Below are 17415 nucleotides of genomic sequence, written 5' to 3'. Positions count from 1 at the left end.
GCCGCCGGTCAGGCCTTGGCCGTCATCAGCCAGGCGAGCAGGTACGTGCGGCTGTTGCCGTCGTCGATCCACTGCGCGTCCAAGGTCTTGGCCTTGGCCAGCGCGGACTCACGCTGCGCGTTCCCCGCCAGCGCGGAGTACATGAGCAGGTAGTCACCGAACTTCTGGTCGTACGACCCGCCGGTGGCCTCCTTCACGTTGGCCTCGATCCGCGCCGGGTCGCCGCCGAGGTAGGTCGCCGCCGGGCTCATCGGGATCAGCTGGATGCCGAGGATCGCGGCCGGCTCGGCCGAGAACCACGTCCCGTAGTCGCGCTTGCCGCCCCAGTTCAGGGAGACGACCTGGTGGTCGAAGCCGGCGTAGACCGGCTGGCTCCGGTCGACGTCGGTCCAGTAGGCCTTCGCCGACTGCGCCTCGAGGGACAGCAGCCAGACGGCCTCGCCGTGCAGCGCGTCGTCCCCGGTGGCCTTCGCCCAGGTCGCGAGCCCCGTCCAGGCCGTGACGGCCTCCGAGCTCGACTCCTGGTTGTTGCCGTCGGCGAAGGGCGCGGTGCCCGACGCCCAGGAGTGCCCGGCGTACACGTCGAAGACGCGAAGGTCGGGGAACGCGCCGTTGGCGCTCGAGGAGGCCAGGTCGGCCGCCAGCAGGTTCATCACCGGGGCCCAGCGCGTGGCGAGGGCCGGGTCGGACTCCGCCAGGACGCCCGCGGCGAAGAGGAAGTAGCCGTAGTGGAAGTGGTGGTCGTTGAACTCGTCGGAGCCGAAGGACGGGGTCATCCCGACCAGTCCCTTGGCCTGCTCGTCGTAGACGAAGCAGACCGCCGTCCGGTGGGCGCAGCCCTGCGGGTCGGTCCACTGGTCGAGGCTCGTGACGAGGCGCGCCTTTATGCTGGCCGCGGCGTCGTCCGCACCGACCTGGGTGGCGAGCTGGTAGAGCATCGCCGCCCGGTAGAGCGCCTTGCCGCCGAAGTAGGTGTCGGAGGGGAAGGCCGGGGTCGCCGCCACGTCAGCGCGGACCTGGGCCGCGAGCGTCGCTTTGTCCTCGCCACTGAGGCGCGTCGTGTCGAGCGCGCTCGTCGGCTGCACGGCGGGCGCGCTCCAGGAGAGCGCGCTGCCCGAGCAGAGCGTCAGGGTCCCGTACACGCTCGGATAGCTCCCGAGGTCGCACCGCGGCTCCCCCACCGGGTCGGCGCTCTGGTGCGGCAGCCGGGCGTACGCGGTGTCGCCGTCGGAGCGGTAGGCGAGCGTGGTGGTCACGCGGTCGCCCGCGGTCGTCGACGCCACGGAACCGCCGGTCAGCGGGTGCGCCGCGAGCGCCGCGAGGGCGCCGGCGGAGCCGTCGGCCGGGACCGGGAACCAGGTCGCGACCCCGGACGCCTCCAGCTCGACGGTGCCGCCCTGGACGGTCCCGTCGGCGACGACCATCGCGTACGTCACGCCACCGACCGCGGCGGTCCAGAAACCGTCCTGCTCGGCCCAGGGCAGGTTCGTGCGGACCGAGCCGGCCTTCGCGACGTGGTAGGCCACGAACGGCGAACCCTCCGCGACGACCGTACGACCGAGCGCGACTCCGCTCGCGTCGCGGCTCTCGACGGTGACGCTCAGGGCGTCGTAGGCCGAGACGACGGCCGAGGAGGCCCCGGCGTCCACCGCGACGTCCGGGGCGAAGCCGCCCGCGATGGTCTTGGCGGTGGTCGTGACCCGGGGCTGGCCGAAGGAGAAGCCGGAGCCGGTGAGGCCGAAGGAGAGCGGCAGCGGGAAGACCGGCTGCGGCTGGTCGCCGAAGACCAGGCCCGAGAACCACCGGTTGGTGGGCGGCACGAGGCCGTCCGCCAGCCGGCTCGTCGGCAGCGGCTTGACGGTGCGGTGCACCACGCCCGCCACCAGCGGGTCGACCTGGGCGGCGGGGAGGACCTCGCCGCTGGTCGCGGCGGGGGTCGAGCCGGACCCGGAGCCCCCGGTCCTCGGCGCGCCGGGCGTGCAGGCGGCCAGACCGAGGACCAGGGTCAGCGCGACGAGCGCGAGCGCTCCGCGCCTCACGTGACGCCGATCGTGCGCAGGAAGGCGAAGGCCGAGTCGCTGACGCCGGCGAGCGGGCCGTCGTCGCGCAGCCGGACCGTGGCGACGACCGGGGTGCCGGTCTTCGTGAGCGTGCTCAGGGCGGGGTCGGTGAGGTCGGGGCTGTCGACCCGGAGCTCGGCGGCCGCGTTGCCCTGGTCGGTCGCGACCTTGATGGTGCTGACCGTACCGGCGATCTTCTGGTTGTTGGGCAGCAGGACCGACACCGGGGCGCCGGCCTGCACGCGCTCGTAGTCGCGTGGCGTGAGCACGTACTGGGCGGTGACGAACTGCGACCCGGTCACGACGATCCGCGCGAACGACTGCCCACCGGTCAGCGTGGTGCCGAGGCGGGCCCGGACCTCGTCGACCTGGCCGGCGACGGTGGCCAGGTAGGTGATCGTGCCCTTCTTGGTGTTCACCCGGTAGGCCTCGGTGCTCTTGACCTTGACCTTGTTGGCGACGTCCTGCTGCATGGCGGGGCTCTGCATGGTGAACAGCGGGTCGCCGACCTTCACCATGTCGTTCTCGCGCACGTCCTGCTCGATGACGGTGCCGCCGTAGCCGGCGCCGACGTCGTACGCGTCGGTGCCGATGGTGGCGGTCAGGCTCTGGGCCTGGGTCTGGCGCTGGTTGAAGACGAGCGTCAGCACGGCGACGAGCACGAGCACGCCGAGCAGGCCGCCGAACAGGCGGAGACGGTTGGTCCAGGTCATGCGTCGACCTTCCTCGAGAGGGTGGAGCCGGCGCCCACGAGGAGGTCGCGGCTGTCGGCGGGGACGGTCGTGCCGTCCGGGAGTGCGGGAAGCACGGGGAGCGGGGTGTCCTGCGGGACGGTCCAGCCGGGAGCCGGGTCGGCAGCGCGGTCGGCGGCCGGGTGGCGGTTGCGCCACGACTCCCGAAGCGCCACGAGCATGAAGACGCCGAGGATCGCCGTGTTGGTGACGTTCCAGCCCGTGGCGAGCGTGAGCTGGCTGTTGTCGACGTCGCGCCACACGGCCACGACGGAGGTCAGCGCCAGGAAGGCGAAGACGCAGACCTGCGGGATGATGAAGCTGAAGGGCGACTCCGGGCGACCTCCCTTGCCACCGGTCACGTGCCACTTCTGCTCCTTGCCGACGAAGGCGTTGACCAGGGCGGCGAGGTAGATCGGGAACGACACCGCGGCCAGCATCAGCACCTCCCAGCGGAACGAGCCGAGGGTGTAGAAAGCCAGCAGGATCTGCATCAGGTAGAAGCCGGCGTAGTAGACGACCCACGTCGTGATCGAGATGTCCAGGTTCACGGGCCGGAGGTCGAAGTAGATCTCCAGCGGCGGCACCAGCAGCAGGAGCCCGGGCGCCAGCCCGGTGAGGTAGTGCGTGGCCGTGACCAGGTACATGAGGCGCTGGTCCATCGACAGCTTGTGCCGCGGGCTCAGCGGGTTGTGCGTGAACATGATCTCGAATCCGCCGGTCGCCCACCGCAGCTGCTGCTTGGTGTACGCCTCGATCGTCTCGGGCGCGTCGCCGACGGCGAGCGTCTGCGGGATGTAGATGGTGCGCCAGCCGCGCTCGTGGAGCATGAGGGAGGTCCACACGTCCTCGGACTTGGAATCGGTGTAGATGCCGCCGACGTCGTCGACCGCTGCGCGGCGGTAGATGACGTTCGTGCCGACGCAGAAGGCCGCGTTGAAGTGGTTCCGCCCGGTCTGGACGAACTTGTAGAACACGGTCTGCATGTAGCCGGCGCCGCGGGAGATCAGGTTGTGCAGGTTCCCGTACGCCTGGGGCGTCTGGACGAAGGCGACGGTCTTGTCGACGAAGAACGGCACGGTCTCGACCAGGAACTCCGGGCGGGGCACGAAGTCGGCGTCGAAGACGCAGAAGTAGTCCGACTGCACGATGGAGAGGGCGTGGTTGATGTTGCCCGCCTTGGCCCCGCCGCCGCTGAGCCGGCGGATGTAGCCGCACCCGATCTCGGCGGCCATGGCCCGCACCTCGTCGGAGCGGCCGTCGTCGAGGACGAAGGTCCGGTGACGTCCCCGGATGGCCAGCGCGGCCAGGGCCGTGCGCCGGATCACGCCGACGTCCTCGCCGTAGACCGGGATGAAGACGTCGACGCTGACCTCGCGGCCGTCGATCGACATCGGCCACTGCTCGGGCGAGTCCTGCAGCCCGGCGGCCTTGACGAGCGAGCGGTTGAAGAGGCCCGTCTTCGCTTCGTGGTAGGGGAAGTCGCGCGGTCCCTTCGTCCCCGTGAGGATCGTCCAGCCGGAGAGCAGCGCGTGGACGATCAGGATCAGCTCGGCCACCACCACGAGCAGGTAGGGCAGCAGGCTGCCGCGGTTGCCCGGCGAGAGCAGGAACATCGCGTAGCGGATGATGCCCAGCGTCGCCACGAGCGTGATGACGATCAGGACGGGCGGATACGGGTTCGCGGTCTCGGCGCGCCGGGAGACCGGCTCGTACTCGTCGACGCGGGCGTAGTCGTGGACAGGTCGTGCCATGCGGCAGCTCCCTCGGTCTTCTGGCGTGCCGCGCAGGCGCTCGGGCACGCGTGCAGCACGGACCGGGTCTGGTCGACGGGTGCACGGCGTGGCGAGGTTCGGTCGCGACGGTGGACAACGGCAGCAGTGCCGCCGAGACGCGTCGCCGGGGGCCGTCGCGTGCCGGGGAGGTTCACGGACCGTGGTCCGTCTCCTCCAGGCCGCCTGGGGCAGCGGCCGCGCGCCGACTGTTTGGCGCAGGCCTCCATGGTAGGCAGACGCCGACAACGTTGTCGAAGTGGGCGGGTGTGAGGTTGCCGACCCCGCGCCCGAGGAATTAATTCGGACGTTAGCGTGATCGGGCCGCCGCTCCCCCGAGGCGGCTCCCCCGCCCGAAGGACCCCTGATGACCTCACCGACCACCGGACGTACGAGCCCGCACCCCACCCGGCGCGCCCTGCTGGGCGCCGGCGCAGCCCTGGGAGCCTCGGTCCCGCTGATCGCCGCCCGCACGCTGCCCGCCGCAGCCGCCGACCAGGGCTCCGCCCACGCCGACCGCTCCGCGCGGGCGGCGCTGCACTTCCTGCAGCAGGTCACCGACGCCTACGCCACGAAGGGCCCCCGGCTGGCCCAGAGCTACGACGACTCACGGCTCGGCGACATCGGCTTCGTCTACGACAACGCGCTCACCTGCATGGCGCTGCTCGCCGCCGGCGACCGGGCCCGCGCCCGCGCCGTCGGCGACGCGCTGCTGCTCGTGCAGGACCGGGACCCGACCGGCGACGGCCGGCTGCGCCAGGCGTACCACGTCGCGACGTTCGCGAAGCCCGGCACCGCGCCGGTGCCCGGGAACGAGTACGGGTTCACGGGCACGGCGGTCGGCGACATGGCCTGGACCGGTCTCGCGCTCGCCCAGCTGGCCCACGCGACCGGCCACGCCCCCTACCGCCGCGGCCTGCTGCGCATCGCCCGCTGGATCGTGGACCGCGCCCGCTCGACGTCCGGGCTCGGCGGCTTCACCTTCGGCGAGACGGCCGGCCTGGAGGGCCACAAGTCCACCGAGCACAACATCGACCTGTACGCCCTGTTCCGCCTGGTCGCCCGCGTGACCGGCGAGCCGTCCTGGCTGGAGCACGCCGAGCACGCCCGCGCCTTCGTGCGCGCCGTCTGGAACGCCGAGGACGGCTTCTTCTGGACCGGCTCCGACGACGGCGCGACGATCAACAAGGCGGCCCACCAGCGCCCGCTCGACGTGCAGACCTGGTCCTGGCTCTCGATCGGCGAGCAGCGCCACGCCGGCTGCCTCGACTGGGCCCGCACCACCCTGGCGACGACCGACACCCCGCTGCGCACGAACTCCTCCCTGCGCGGCTCCTACGCCGTCTCCGGGGTCGGCTTCAGCAGCGGCACCCTGAGCACCGACGTCACCGTCCGGGTCGGCGGCCAGGAGTGGAACCCGAAGCCCGACGACGGGGCCGTGTGGTTCGAGGGCACAGCCCAGCTCGCGCTGGCGTTGCACCGCCGCAACGCCCCGGACGACCGGGCACGTGCGCGCATCCTGCTCGAGGAGATCCGCTCCGGCCAGGACCGTCTGGGGGCCACGCAGACGTTCCACCAGAAGCGCGTCACGGGCGGGGTCGTCGCGGCCTCGTCACCGCTCGACACCGGTTTCGGGTTCGACTACTCCCAGGACCTGCACGTCGGCGCCACGTCGTGGTATCTCTTCGCCGCGATGCGCTCCAACCCGTTCCGCTTCTGAGAGCAGCAGGGACGCGCACGGGCCCGGCCACCGAGGTGACCGGGCCCGTGCGGGACCGCTGACAGGGGCTGCGCCCCGGGCGGCGTGCCCTACTTCACGCCACCGGCGGTGAGACCGGCGACGATGCGGCGCTGGAAGAGCAGCACCGCGACGAGGAGCGGAACCGTCACGATCACACCGGCGGCCATGATCGTGCCGTACGGGGTGTCGAAGCCGGTCGTGCCGGTGAACTTGCTGATCGCCACGGTCGCGGTCTGCCGGTCCGCGGCCTGCAGGAAGGTCAGCGCGATCAGGTACTCGTTCCACGCACCGATGAACACGATGATCGCCGTGGTGAACACGCCCGGCGCCGCGAGCGGCAGGATCACCTTGCGGAAGGCGACCCCCGGGGTGCAGCCGTCGACCATCGCGGCCTGCTCCAGCTCCACGGGGAGCTGCTTGAAGAAGGCCGTCAGGTTCCACACCGCCAGCGGGAGCCCGAAGCTGAGGTACGGGACGATGACGGCCTGGTAGGTGTCCACCCACCGCGGGAACCACTGGAACGGCTCCGTGGAGGAGAACATCTTCAGCAGCGGCGGGATCAGGATGATCACCGGGAACATCGAGCAGGCCATGATCACCCAGAGCACGAGGCCCTTGCCCTTGAAGGTCAGCCTCGCCAGCGCGTACGCCGCCACGATGCCGAAGAGCAGGGTGAGGATGGTCGTGGCCCCGGAGACGATCAACGAGTTGATCAGGGACCGGCCGAAGTTGTTCTGCCCGGAGAAGACGCCCTTGAAGTTCGCGATGGACACCGGGTCCGGGATGAACTGCGTGCTGCGGCCCTGGCTCGGGTCACGCAGCGAGGACACGATCATCCAGTAGAACGGGATGATGCAGTAGAGGACGATCAGCGCCATGCCGACGTAGGACGCGATCATCCCGACGAGCGCCTTCGGGCTCCGCTTCTCGCGGGCCAGCTCGGCGACCTCGGCGGAGCTCAGGTGCGAGTGCTCCGTCGGCGGAGTTGTCGTGGTGGCCATCAGTGCGCCCCTCCCACCATCTCGAGGCCGGGTGCGGCCGCGTCGCCGGCCTTCTTCTTGCCCTTCTTCTTCTTGGGCATCCCCGTGTCACCGATCACGTCGGCGCCGAGGAGCTTGACGAAGACGAAGGCCACCAGCAGCACGTAGATGAAGAGCACGATCGCGTACGCCGCGGCCGGCCCGTAGCGCGTCTGGGTCGCCTCCAGGTAGGAGAAGATCGAGAGCGTCTCCACCCGGTACTTGCCGGCGCCGATCATGCCGTAGGGCAGGTCGAACATGCGCAGCGTGTCGAGCGTGCGGAACAGCACGGCGACGACGAGCGTCGGCCGGACCAGCGGCAGGGTGATGCGCACGAACTGCTGCCAGGTCGTGGCCCCGTCCACCTTGGCCGCCTCGTAGACCTCGGCGGGGATGGTCTGCAGCCCCGCGAGGGTCAGCAGCCCGATGAAGGGGGCGGTCTTCCAGGTGTCGGCGATGACGATCGCCCAGAAGGACGCGCCCGTGTCGGCGAGCCAGAGGACCTGGTTGCCGAGGACCCGGTTCATGATGCCGTCCGCGTCGAAGATCAGCTTCCACATGAGGGCCGACACGATGGTCGGGATGGCCCACGGGACGAGGATGCCGGCGCGGACGATGCCGCGGCCCTTGAAGGCCTTGGCCATGATCAGCGCCATCGCCACGCCGAGGATCGTCTCGAGGATGATGCAGACGACGGTGATCGCGGTCGTGTTCCAGAACGCGTTCCAGAAGCGGTCGATCGTGCCCCACGAGCCGGTGACCGGGTTTTGCCCGGCGAAGATGGCCGTGAAGTTGCCCAGCCCGACGAACTTCTCGCCACCGGCGACCATGCCGGTGACGGGGTCGACGCCGTCGTTGGTCTGGAAGAACGACTCCCGGATCGACATGATCACCGGGATGCCGGCCACCACGAGGATGACCAGGAGGGTGGGCGCCAGCAGGATCCAGGCCAGGCGGCCCTGCCCGTCGCTGAGCGCGTTCTTCTTGTGCTTGTGGCCGTCGGGCGCGACGGCGGCGGCGCTGCGTGGTTCCGCAGTGGCTGTCGCCATGCGGTCACCTCCTAGGAGAGTCGTCCACGGGCCCCGGCACGCACAGCGCGCCGGGACCCGTGGACGGAACCGATCGTTACTTGATCAGCGTCTGCAGCTTGGTCTGCAGGCCCTGGAGAGCAGCGGTCGCGTCGGCCGTCTGGCCGTTCGCACCCGCCTGCAGCGCGCCGTACGCGGCGTCCTGGATGGCCAGGGTCACGTCGCCGTACTCGACCGCCTTGGGCCGCGGCACGGCCCCCTGGATCGACTTGAGCTGGGTCGGCATGAAGGGGAACTTCTTGACCAGGTCGGAGTCGGTGTAGAGCTTCTCCAGCGTCGGGCTGGCCGAGGTGGCCAGCGTGTTCGACTTCTGGACCTCCTCCGAGCTCATGAACTTCAGGAAGTCGACCGCGGTGCCCTTGTTCTCGGCGTTCGCGGCGATGGCGAAGTTGTGGCCGCCGAGGCTCGAGACGCCCGGACCGGTGATGCCCGGCAGCGGGGCGACGTCGAACTTGCCCTTGACGACGCTGGCCTTGTCGGTCTGGGCCAGGTTGTAGACGTAGCCCCAGTTGCGGTGGAAGATCAGCTGCCCGGCCTCGAACGCCTGGCGGCCGTTCTCCTCCTGCCACGTGATCGCGGCCTTGGGGATGTCGCCGTTCTTGAACCAGTCGGCGAGGGTCTGCAGGCCCTTCGCGGCCTCCGGGGTCGCCACGTTCGGCTTGCCGTCGTCACCGACGGTGACACCACCGGCGCTGTGCACGGCCTCGTCGAAGTTCACCGTGAGGCCCTCGTACTTGTTGTACTGGCCGGCGAAGCACCCGAGCTTGGAGTCGTTCTCGCCCTTGCGGATCGTGTCGCAGGCGGCCTTCATCTCGTCGAACGTCGTCGGCGGCTTCAGGTTGTACTTGTCGAGGAGGTCCTTGCGGTAGTACAGCAGGCCGCCGTCGGAGGTCGACGGGTAGGCGTACAGCTTGTTGAAGTAGGTGGCGCCGGCGACGGCGGACTGCAGGAAGCCGGTCGTCGGGAACTGGTCGGTCGGCAGCGGCACGACGTAGCCCTTGGCCGCGAACTCCGAGGTCCAGACCACGTCCATGCTGATCACGCCCATGGCCGGGTTCTTGATCTGGGTGTTCTGGATCATCTGCTGGCGCTGCTGGTCGGCGCTGTCGGGCAGCTCGTGGAACTTGACCTGGCCGTTGGGGTGCTGCGAGTTGAACTGCGCGATGAGCTTCGGCAGGTTGCCGGAGACGTCCTTGCCGTTCCACAGCTCGATGTCGCCCTGCTTGGTGAAGTCCACGGCCGGGGCGGAGGACCCCGTGCCGGAGCCGGTGCCGGAGCTGCTGCTGCCGCACGCCGCTGCCAGCAGCAGCGCGCTGAGGGAGACAGCGGCGACCGCGGCACGGCGCCCTGAACGAACGAAACGCATGAATGCCTCACTTCATTGTGTCGAGAACGCACCAGTTCCGGATGGTGCTGTCGGGCCACACTAGGGGTTCTGCGTCACTGGAGCGCAACCACGCACAACGATTCCGTCAAGATCGTTATGAAGCGTGTAACACGCCGAACCCCTGCCTGGGAAGGGGATTCACCTCTGTCCGACGGCGAAGTTTCTCGGCCTCGAAGGCCGAGGCCCGGCTGAATCCATTAAGAAGCAGGAACGCGGTCGTCGGGCCTGAGAAAGGCTTTCCGGGCGGCCGTCAGCCGCTCGCGTCAGCGGCGACGACGCAGCAGCGCGCGGACGCCGAGGATCAGCGTCAGGGTCCCGGCGGCGACCCCACCGGCGCTCAGCACGTGGTCGGTGCGGACGTCGCCGCGCGCGTTGAAGAAGTACGCCCGCACGTCGTCGAGCCGCGCCTGCAGCTCCGCGCGGAGCCGGCCGACGGTGCGCTGCTTGATGCGCGTCGGGTGGACCTCGTCGATCAGGCCCGACACCGACGCCGCGAGGCGGTCGCGGGTCGCGCCGAGGTCGGCCTCGATCTGGGACTTGGTCCGACCGGTGAGGCTGGGCTCGTTGGCCTGGGTCGACACCTGTCCTCCTGCTGCTGGCACGGGCCTCCGGCGGGGCCGGGGGCGATCCGTCGCAGCCTAGTGGTTCACGCGGGGTCGGTGGCGGCGACCGCCGGGTGCACGAGACGCCGCGACCGTCCGAGGGGCCTACTAGGGTTCCGACCATGACCCGCCTCGACGCCGGCTCGACCGCCCCCGCCTTCACCCTGCCCGACGCCGACGGGCGCGAGGTCTCGCTGTCCGACTACGCCGGGCAGCGCGTGATCGTCTACTTCTACCCGGCCGCGCTCACGCCGGGCTGCACCACGCAGGCGGTCGACTTCACCGCGGCGGTCAACGACCTCGGCAACGCCGGCTACCACGTGCTGGGCATCTCGCCCGACGAGCAGCCCAAGCTGGCCCAGTTCCGGGAGCGGCAGTCCGTCGCCTTCCCGCTGCTGTCCGACCCGGACAAGTCGGTGCTGACGGCGTACGGGGCGTTCGGGGAGAAGCTCCTCTACGGCAAGCTCGTCGAGGGCGTCATCCGCTCGACCTTCGTCGTCGACGTGGACAAGAAGGGCGAGGGCACCGTGGCCGTGGCGCAGTACAACGTCCGCGCCGCGGGCCACGTGGACAAGCTGAAGCGCGAGCTCGGCGTCTAGCCTGAGGGTTCGACGCGCGAGCGCGACGATCGGTGCGGCCGGAGTGGTGGAACTGGCAGACACGCAGGATTTAGGTTCCTGTGCCCCTGGGCGTGAGGGTTCGAGTCCCTTCTCCGGCACCAGCGCACGACCCCGACGGCAGGGTTCTGCTCAGGCGCGGCGCACGTAGCTGACGAAGGCGTACGCGGGCACGTCGCCCGTCGCGCCGACGCTCTCGCGGGCGGACTCCCGCCACACCTGCGGGTCGACCGCCGGCAGCCGCACTGCTCCCTCGGGCTCCAGCTCGACCTCGGTGAGCTCGAGCCCGTCGAGCCGGTCCCACGTCGCGGCGTACACCTCTCCCCCACCGGCGACCCAGACCACCTCGGGCTCACGCTGCCGCGCGAGGTCGAGCGCCTCGTCGATCGTGGGCGCCACCAGCACGCCGTCGCCCCGCCACCTCCGGTCGCGGGTCACCACGACCGTCGTCCGTCCGGGCAGCGGGCGCCCGATGGAGTCGAAGGTCTTGCGCCCCATCACGAGGGTGTGGCCGGTCGTCAGGGCCTTGAACCGCCGCCAGTCGGCGGGGATGCGCCAGGGGATGTCGCCGTCGGCGCCGATGACGCCGTTCCGGGCGACCGCCGCGACGCCGACCAGCCGCGGGCTCATACGGCGATCGGCGCCTTGATACCCGGGTGCGGGTCGTAGCCGACGAGGCTGATGTCGTCCAGGGTGAAGCGATCGATGTCGTGCACGTCGGGGTTGAGCACGAGCCGGGGCAGCGGCCGCGGCTCGCGCGTCAGCTGGAGCCGCGCCTGGTCGAGGTGGTTGAGGTAGAGGTGCGCGTCGCCGAGGACGTGCACGAAGTCACCGACCTCGAGGCCGCACACCTGCGCGACCAGGTGCGTGAGCAGCGCGTACGAGGCGATGTTGAAGGGCACGCCGAGGAACACGTCGCCGGAGCGCTGGTAGAGCTGGCAGGACAGCCGGCCCTCGGCCACGTAGAACTGGAAGAGCGTGTGGCAGGGCGGCAGGGCCATCTCGTCGAGCTGGCCGACGTTCCAGGCGTTGACGAGATGGCGGCGCGAGTCGGGGCTGGCCTTGATCGAGCGGATGACCTCCGCGACCTGGTCGACATGGCGGCCGTCCGGCGTCGGCCAGGAGCGCCACTGGTAGCCGTAGACGGGACCGAGCTCGCCGTCGGCGTCGGCCCACTCGTCCCAGATGGTGACGCCGTTCTCGTGCAGCCACTTGACGTTCGTCTCGCCGCGCAGGAACCACAGCAGCTCGGCGAACACCGAGCGCGTGTGCACCTTCTTCGTCGTCACGAGCGGGAAGCCCTCGCGCAGGTCGAAGCGCATCTGGTGGCCGAAGGTGCTGAGCGTGCCCGTACCGGTCCGGTCGGACTTCTCGACGCCGTGGTCGAGCACGTGCCGGACGAGGTCGAGATAGGTCTGCACCGCTACGCCTCCTTGACACCCGCCGCCGGGTCACCGGTCAGCACCTCCACGAGCACCGGGACCATCGCCCGCACGGCCTGGCCACGGTGGCTGATCCGGTCCTTCGCGGCCGGGTCGAGCACGCCGTTGCTGACCTGCTGACCGTCCGCGACGAACAGCGGGTCGTAGCCGAACCCATTGTCACCGACCGGCGCCCGCAGGAGGAGCCCATCCATCCGGCCGGTCGTCGTCCGCTCGGTCCCGTCGGGCAGCACGAGCGCCACGGCCGCCTCGAAGTGCGCGGTCCGATCGGCGTCGGCCACGTCGTCGAGCTGGGCGAGCAGCAGCGCGTTGTTCGTCGCGTCCGTCGCCTCCGGCCCCGACCAGCGCGCAGACCGGACGCCGGGCATGCCGTTGAGCACGTCGACGGCGATCCCGGAGTCGTCGGCGAGCGCGGGCAGGCCGGTGGCCGCGACGCACGCGCGCGCCTTGAGCAGGGCGTTGCCGACGAAGGTGCGCTCGGTCTCCGCCGGCTCCGGGTACGGCTCGAGGTCGCCGAGCCCGAGGACCGTCACACCCGCACCCGCCTCCGCCACGAGGCGGCGCAGCTCGACGAGCTTCTTGGCGTTGTTCGTCGCGAGGACGACGGTCGGGCCGCCCTGCGCCGCTGCCGGAGACGAGGTCACGAGGCCAGGGCGGCGCGCTGCAGCTCGGTCAGCCGGGCGGTGCCGGCGACGCCGAGGTCGAGCAGCGTGTCCATCATGGCCCGGTCGAAGGGCGCGCCCTCCGCGGTGCCCTGCACCTCGATGAACCGTCCGGTGCCGTCGGTGACCACGTTGAGGTCGACCTCGGCCACCGAGTCCTCGGAGTAGGCGAGGTCGAGCATCGGGGTCTCCGCGACGATGCCGACCGACACGGCGGCCACCGACCCGGTCAGCGGCTCGCCGTTGAGGGCGTTGCGGTCGCGCAGCCAGCTGACGGCGTCAGCCAGTGCGACGTACGCGCCGGTGATCGACGCGGTGCGGGTGCCGCCGTCGGCCTGGAGGACGTCGCAGTCGAGGACGATCGTGTTCTCGCCCAGCGCGGCGTAGTCGATGACGGCCCGCAGGCTGCGGCCGATGAGGCGGCTGATCTCGTGCGTGCGCCCGCCGATGCGGCCCTTGACCGACTCGCGGTCGTTGCGGGTGTTCGTCGCCCGCGGGAGCATCGCGTACTCGCTGGTCACCCAGCCCAGCCCGGAGCCCTTGCGCCAGCGGGGCACGCCCTGGGTGACGCTGGCGGCGACGAGCACGCGCGTGCTGCCGAACTCCACGAGGACCGAGCCCTCGGCCTGCTCGAGCCAGCCGCGGGTGATCTTCACCTCGCGCAGGTCGTCGGGACTGCGGCCGTCGGCGCGGGTCGTCATGGGGGCGAGCCTAGGCGTCCCGCCGGCGGCGGTCAGCCGACGAGACGGCGCACGACGGCGATCGCCACCCCCAGCACCACGGCGCCGCCCAGCACGACGAGCCAGCGCCGCACAGGGTGGAAGGGCACGTGGCGCACGGGCAGCCCGCCGAGCTCGTGCGCCGCCTGCGCGATCTCGCGCCCGTCGACGCTCGTGGCCGAGGACAGCAGCAGGAGGTTGGTGCCGTACAGCCGTTCACGGAACCCGCGACCCCACCGCTGCGGGTTCACGGGCCCCGGAGGTCCCGGGAGGTCGGCCCCGGCGTGAGGCAGGAAGGACACGACCTGGAGGCGCCGGCTGCCGAGGAACCACGCCGGCCGCATCGGCCCGACCACCACCTGCCGCAGGTCGGACCAGGGGACGGTCCGGGCGCCGGGGACCGTGACCCCCTCCTCGTCGAGCCGGGCGACGGCCACGTCGGGCCGGATCCGGCGGAGCGAGACGAGGCCGTAGACGACCACGCCGCCGAAGAGCACCGTGTCCAGCGCCCCGAGCCAACCGGGCACGACGTGGAAGACCCAGGCCAGGAGGACGGCCAGGAAGAAGACGCCCAGCAGGACCAGCGGCCCGACCTGCTTCGAGCGGCTCCAGCGGACCTCGAGGGGCGCACGCACGACGGCAGCATGGCAGCCGCCGGCCCTCACCGCGGCCGGACCTCCCGCACCGCGTCGGTCACCGCCAGCGACACCGGGCCGGCGAAGTGCGGCCTGGCCTCGGCCAGGACGCGCTGCGGGTCGTGCCAGGGCGGGATGTGGGTGAGCAGCAGCGAGCGGGCGCCCGCCCGCGTCGCGGCGATGGCCGCCTGCGACCCGGTCAGGTGCACCCCGGACGGGAGCCCGGGCCCGTCGAGGAACGCCGCCTCCGCCAGCAGCAGGTCGACACCGCCGCCGTCCTCGCCGCGGGCCAGGTCGACGAGCGTGTCGCAGGGGCCGGTGTCGCCGGAGTAGACCAGCGAGGCGCCGGTCGCCGCTTCGGTCACCCGGACGGCGTACGCCTCGACCGGGTGGTCGACGGGGGCCGTCGCCACGCGGAACGGTCCGACCTCCTGCTCGGGCCGCCACGTGCGGTAGCCGAACCAGTCGGCGATCGAGACGCCGCCCTCGCCGTCCCGGTCCGCCCTCGGGGCCACGTCATACGCGCGGGCGAACCGGGCGCCCGCGTCGGCCGGGGCGTGGACGGGCACCCGCGGCCAGGGCGCCGTCGGGGAGTAGCGGGCCGCGACGTAGGCCCCGCAGAGGTCGAGGCAGTGGTCGGGATGCAGGTGGCTGAACCCGTACGCGTCGACGGCGCTCGGGTCCAGGTGGCGGTGCAGCGCGCCGAACGCGCCCGGCCCGAGGTCGAGGACGAGGCTGAAGGCGCGCCCCTCGTACGGCGCCTGCACGAGGTAGCTGGAGGCTGGCGACGCCGGCCCGGAGACCGAGCCGCTGCAGCCGACGACGGTCAGCCTCATCGACGGACCCCCATCAGAAGAGCTGCTCGACGTCGCTGACGAGACCGTTCAGGAGGCGGGCGCCCAGCCGCTCGAACGCCTCCGGGTTGCCCGTGGTCAGGAACCGGTGGCTGCTCGGCCGTGGTTCCCCGTGCGTCAGGCCGCGGCGGGTCAGCTCGGCGTAGACCGCCTTGGCCCCCTCGTCGGCGCTGGACACCAGCGTCACCTGCTCGCCGAGCACCATCGAGATCACGCCGGTCAGCAGCGGGTAGTGCGTGCAGCCCAGGATGAGCGTGTCGACACCCTCGCCGCCCTCGCCGCCCCGCAGCGGCGCCAGGTACTCCTCGGCCGCGGCCAGCAGGTCGGGGCCGCCGGTGATCCCAGCCTCCACGAAGGGCACGAAGCGCGGGCAGGCGACCGTCGCCAGGTCGATGCTCGGCGCGGCGGCGAACGCGTCGTCGTACGCCTGCGAGGTCGCCGTCGCCTCGGTGCAGATCACCCCGACCCGACCGTTCCGGGTGGCGGCCGCCGCCCGCCGCGCGGCCGGGGAGATGACCTCGACGACCGGGACCGCGTAACGCTCGCGCGCGTCGCGCAGGACGGCGGCGCTCGCCGCGTTGCAGGCGATGACCAGGGCCTTCACGCCCTGCTCGACGAGGTGGTCCAGGCACTCCAGCGCGTACTCGCGGACCTCCGCGATCGGCTTGTCGCCGTAGGGGCACCGGGCGGTGTCGCCGAGGTAGACGAGGTCCTCGTAGGGCAGCAGGTCGGTCACCGCGCGGGCCACCGTGAGCCCGCCGAAGCCGGAGTCGAAGATGCCGATGGGGGCCTCGGTCCCGCGGGTCTCGACCTCGCCGGGCGAGGTGCCTAGAGTTCCGACGAGACCCGCTGCCACGAGCGCTGATCCTAGTGCCGTGCGCGGCGGCGCCGAGAGGAGACGACCGTGCTCGACCTCGAACCCGCCACCAGGATCCTCCAGCGCACCGCCGACGGGATCGCCGACGAGCGGCTCGGGGCCACGACGCCGTGCGACGTCAGCGTCGAGAAGCTGCTCGCCCACGTGCTCGGGCTGTCGGTGGCGTTCCGCGAGGCCGCACGCAAGGTCAGCGGCCCGTCCACGGACGCCGCGCCGAGCCTCGCCGACGGCGTGCTGCCCCCGGACTGGCGCGCCCAGCTGCCCGTCGTGCTGGACGAGCTCGCGCGGGCGTGGCGCGAGCCCGGTGCGTGGGAGGGCATGACCCGCGCGGGTGGGCTGGACCTCCCGGCGCAGGTCGCCGGCGTCGTGGCCACGAACGAGCTCGTGCTGCACGGGTGGGACCTCGCCGCCGCCACCGGGCAGCGCTACGAGCCCGACCCGGCGAGCCTCGGGGCGTCGTGGCAGATGGTCTCGGGGACCCCGGACGACCCGGCGGCGCGTCAGGGCCTGTTCGGCCCGGTGGTCCCGGTGCCCGCCGACGCACCGCTGCTCGACCGCGTCCTCGGCGGCGCGGGTCGCGACCCGCTCTGGTCGCCCCCGGCCTGAAGCCCACCGACGCCCTCGCGCCCCTGACCCTTCTCGCACCCCTCTCCCACCGCCCGCCGAGCGGTAGGTTGCGGCGCTGTCTACTCGAGGAGACGCGCGGCAACCTACCGCTCGGCAGTGGTGTGCGGGCGGACGAGGGGGAGGCTCAGGCTTCCCGGAAGCAGAGCTCCAGGTTGATGTCGTCAGGGTCCTGCAGCGACAGGATCAGCATCGAACCGAGGTCGGTGACGTCGCCGTGCGGGACGCCGTCGCGGCTCAGCCGGGACGCGGCACGGTCGAGGTCGTCGCGCGAGCCGACGAGGAGGCTCACGTGGTCCAGCCCGACCCGGGTCGAGGAGAAGGTGTCACCGGGCTCGGCGACCGGCCGTAGGCCGAGCACCTGGTCGCCGAAGGAGTAGACGACCCCGCCGAAGAAGCGGCTCTGGTCCTGACGCACCCCGGGCTCGTCGACGGCCGCGGAGTGGTCGATCACCGGGTCGCGGCCCAGCAGGGTCGTGTAGAAGGCCTTCGACCGCTCGATGTCGGTGACGGTCAGGCGGAGGTGGTGGATGCCGCTCGGGGTGACCGCGTCGGTGGGCTGCTCGCTCATCCGCCCAGTGTGGC

Annotated in this window: 18 protein-coding genes and 1 tRNA gene; 4 read left to right on the top strand and 15 right to left on the bottom strand. The window is 71.6% G+C overall.

The window, feature by feature from the left end; genetic code table 11:
• Positions 1–8: 8 nt before the first annotated feature.
• The 3 genes from BMY04_RS05775 to BMY04_RS05765 are packed head-to-tail and all read right to left on the bottom strand — an operon-like array spanning position 9 to position 4545.
• Positions 9–2039: a glycosyl hydrolase gene (locus BMY04_RS05775; RefSeq protein WP_091178189.1), complete on the bottom strand. Its 2031-nt coding sequence runs from the start codon at positions 2037–2039 to the stop codon at positions 9–11.
• Positions 2036–2773, bottom strand: coding sequence for an efflux RND transporter periplasmic adaptor subunit (locus BMY04_RS05770; RefSeq protein ID WP_091178188.1), 738 nt, complete (start codon positions 2771–2773; stop codon positions 2036–2038). The genes BMY04_RS05775 and BMY04_RS05770 overlap by 4 nt, the downstream gene beginning before the upstream one ends.
• Positions 2770–4545, bottom strand: a complete 1776-nt coding sequence (locus BMY04_RS05765) for a glycosyltransferase family 2 protein (protein WP_091178187.1) — start codon at positions 4543–4545, stop codon at positions 2770–2772. The genes BMY04_RS05770 and BMY04_RS05765 overlap by 4 nt, the downstream gene beginning before the upstream one ends.
• A gap of 385 nt (positions 4546–4930) precedes the next feature.
• Here BMY04_RS05765 and BMY04_RS05760 point away from each other — a divergent pair, with 385 nt between their 5' ends.
• Positions 4931–6283: a hypothetical protein gene (locus tag BMY04_RS05760; protein ID WP_091178186.1), complete on the top strand. Its 1353-nt coding sequence runs from the start codon at positions 4931–4933 to the stop codon at positions 6281–6283.
• 89 nt (positions 6284–6372) lie between these two features.
• Here BMY04_RS05760 and BMY04_RS05755 read toward each other — a convergent pair whose 3' ends face one another.
• The 4 genes from BMY04_RS05755 to BMY04_RS05740 form a co-directional block, all read right to left on the bottom strand.
• Positions 6373–7182, bottom strand: coding sequence for a carbohydrate ABC transporter permease (locus BMY04_RS05755; RefSeq protein ID WP_408630447.1), 810 nt, complete (start codon positions 7180–7182; stop codon positions 6373–6375).
• A gap of 122 nt (positions 7183–7304) precedes the next feature.
• Entirely contained in the window at positions 7305–8372 is a 1068-nt protein-coding gene (locus tag BMY04_RS05750) for a carbohydrate ABC transporter permease (RefSeq protein ID WP_091178184.1), read from the bottom strand.
• A gap of 76 nt (positions 8373–8448) precedes the next feature.
• Positions 8449–9777: an ABC transporter substrate-binding protein gene (locus BMY04_RS05745; protein ID WP_091178183.1), complete on the bottom strand. Its 1329-nt coding sequence runs from the start codon at positions 9775–9777 to the stop codon at positions 8449–8451.
• A 284-nt stretch (positions 9778–10061) separates the two neighbouring features.
• On the bottom strand, positions 10062–10379 hold the full coding sequence (locus BMY04_RS05740; RefSeq protein ID WP_170854015.1) for a DUF3618 domain-containing protein: 318 nt from the start codon (positions 10377–10379) through the stop codon (positions 10062–10064).
• A gap of 143 nt (positions 10380–10522) precedes the next feature.
• On the opposite strand from BMY04_RS05740, the gene bcp reads away from it, so the two are divergent.
• Both bcp and BMY04_RS05730 read left to right on the top strand, forming a co-directional pair.
• Positions 10523–10999 (top strand): thioredoxin-dependent thiol peroxidase, encoded by a 477-nt coding sequence (gene bcp, locus BMY04_RS05735; protein ID WP_091178181.1) that lies wholly within the window; start codon positions 10523–10525, stop codon positions 10997–10999.
• Positions 11000–11036: 37 nt separating this feature from the next.
• A tRNA-Leu gene (locus BMY04_RS05730) sits at positions 11037–11121 on the top strand.
• A gap of 28 nt (positions 11122–11149) precedes the next feature.
• Here the strand turns inward: BMY04_RS05730 and BMY04_RS05725 are convergent.
• The 7 genes from BMY04_RS05725 to murI are packed head-to-tail and all read right to left on the bottom strand — an operon-like array spanning position 11150 to position 16185.
• Positions 11150–11647 carry a dihydrofolate reductase gene (locus BMY04_RS05725; protein ID WP_091178180.1) on the bottom strand — a complete coding sequence of 166 codons (498 nt, stop codon included), beginning with the start codon at positions 11645–11647 and terminating at the stop codon, positions 11150–11152.
• Positions 11644–12438 (bottom strand): thymidylate synthase, encoded by a 795-nt coding sequence (locus BMY04_RS05720; RefSeq protein WP_091178179.1) that lies wholly within the window; start codon positions 12436–12438, stop codon positions 11644–11646. Before BMY04_RS05720 ends, BMY04_RS05725 begins: the two co-directional genes overlap by 4 nt.
• 2 nt (positions 12439–12440) lie before the next feature.
• Complete coding sequence (locus BMY04_RS05715) at positions 12441–13103, bottom strand: non-canonical purine NTP pyrophosphatase (RefSeq protein ID WP_091178178.1); 663 nt, start codon at positions 13101–13103, stop codon at positions 12441–12443.
• A complete protein-coding gene (rph, locus tag BMY04_RS05710) occupies positions 13100–13822 on the bottom strand; it encodes a ribonuclease PH (RefSeq protein WP_091178177.1) in 723 nt (240 codons plus the stop codon). Before rph ends, BMY04_RS05715 begins: the two co-directional genes overlap by 4 nt.
• A 32-nt stretch (positions 13823–13854) precedes the next feature.
• The gene (locus BMY04_RS05705) at positions 13855–14475 is read right to left on the bottom strand and encodes a hypothetical protein (protein ID WP_091178176.1); all 621 of its coding nucleotides are present in this window, start codon (positions 14473–14475) and stop codon (positions 13855–13857) included.
• A gap of 26 nt (positions 14476–14501) precedes the next feature.
• The gene (locus tag BMY04_RS05700) at positions 14502–15311 is read right to left on the bottom strand and encodes an MBL fold metallo-hydrolase (RefSeq protein WP_091178175.1); all 810 of its coding nucleotides are present in this window, start codon (positions 15309–15311) and stop codon (positions 14502–14504) included.
• Positions 15312–15324: 13 nt separating this feature from the next.
• Positions 15325–16185, bottom strand: a complete 861-nt coding sequence (gene murI, locus BMY04_RS05695) for a glutamate racemase (RefSeq protein WP_198409960.1) — start codon at positions 16183–16185, stop codon at positions 15325–15327.
• A gap of 48 nt (positions 16186–16233) precedes the next feature.
• On the opposite strand from murI, the gene BMY04_RS05690 reads away from it, so the two are divergent.
• Positions 16234–16812: a TIGR03086 family metal-binding protein gene (locus BMY04_RS05690; RefSeq protein WP_091178174.1), complete on the top strand. Its 579-nt coding sequence runs from the start codon at positions 16234–16236 to the stop codon at positions 16810–16812.
• 145 nt (positions 16813–16957) lie between these two features.
• Here BMY04_RS05690 and BMY04_RS05685 read toward each other — a convergent pair whose 3' ends face one another.
• On the bottom strand, positions 16958–17401 hold the full coding sequence (locus BMY04_RS05685; protein WP_091178173.1) for a VOC family protein: 444 nt from the start codon (positions 17399–17401) through the stop codon (positions 16958–16960).
• Positions 17402–17415: the final 14 nt, after the last annotated feature.

Source organism: Microlunatus flavus, from assembly GCF_900110855.1.
GTDB lineage: Bacteria > Actinomycetota > Actinomycetes > Propionibacteriales > Propionibacteriaceae > Microlunatus > Microlunatus flavus.
This window is presented reverse-complemented; position numbering and strand designations above follow the sequence as displayed.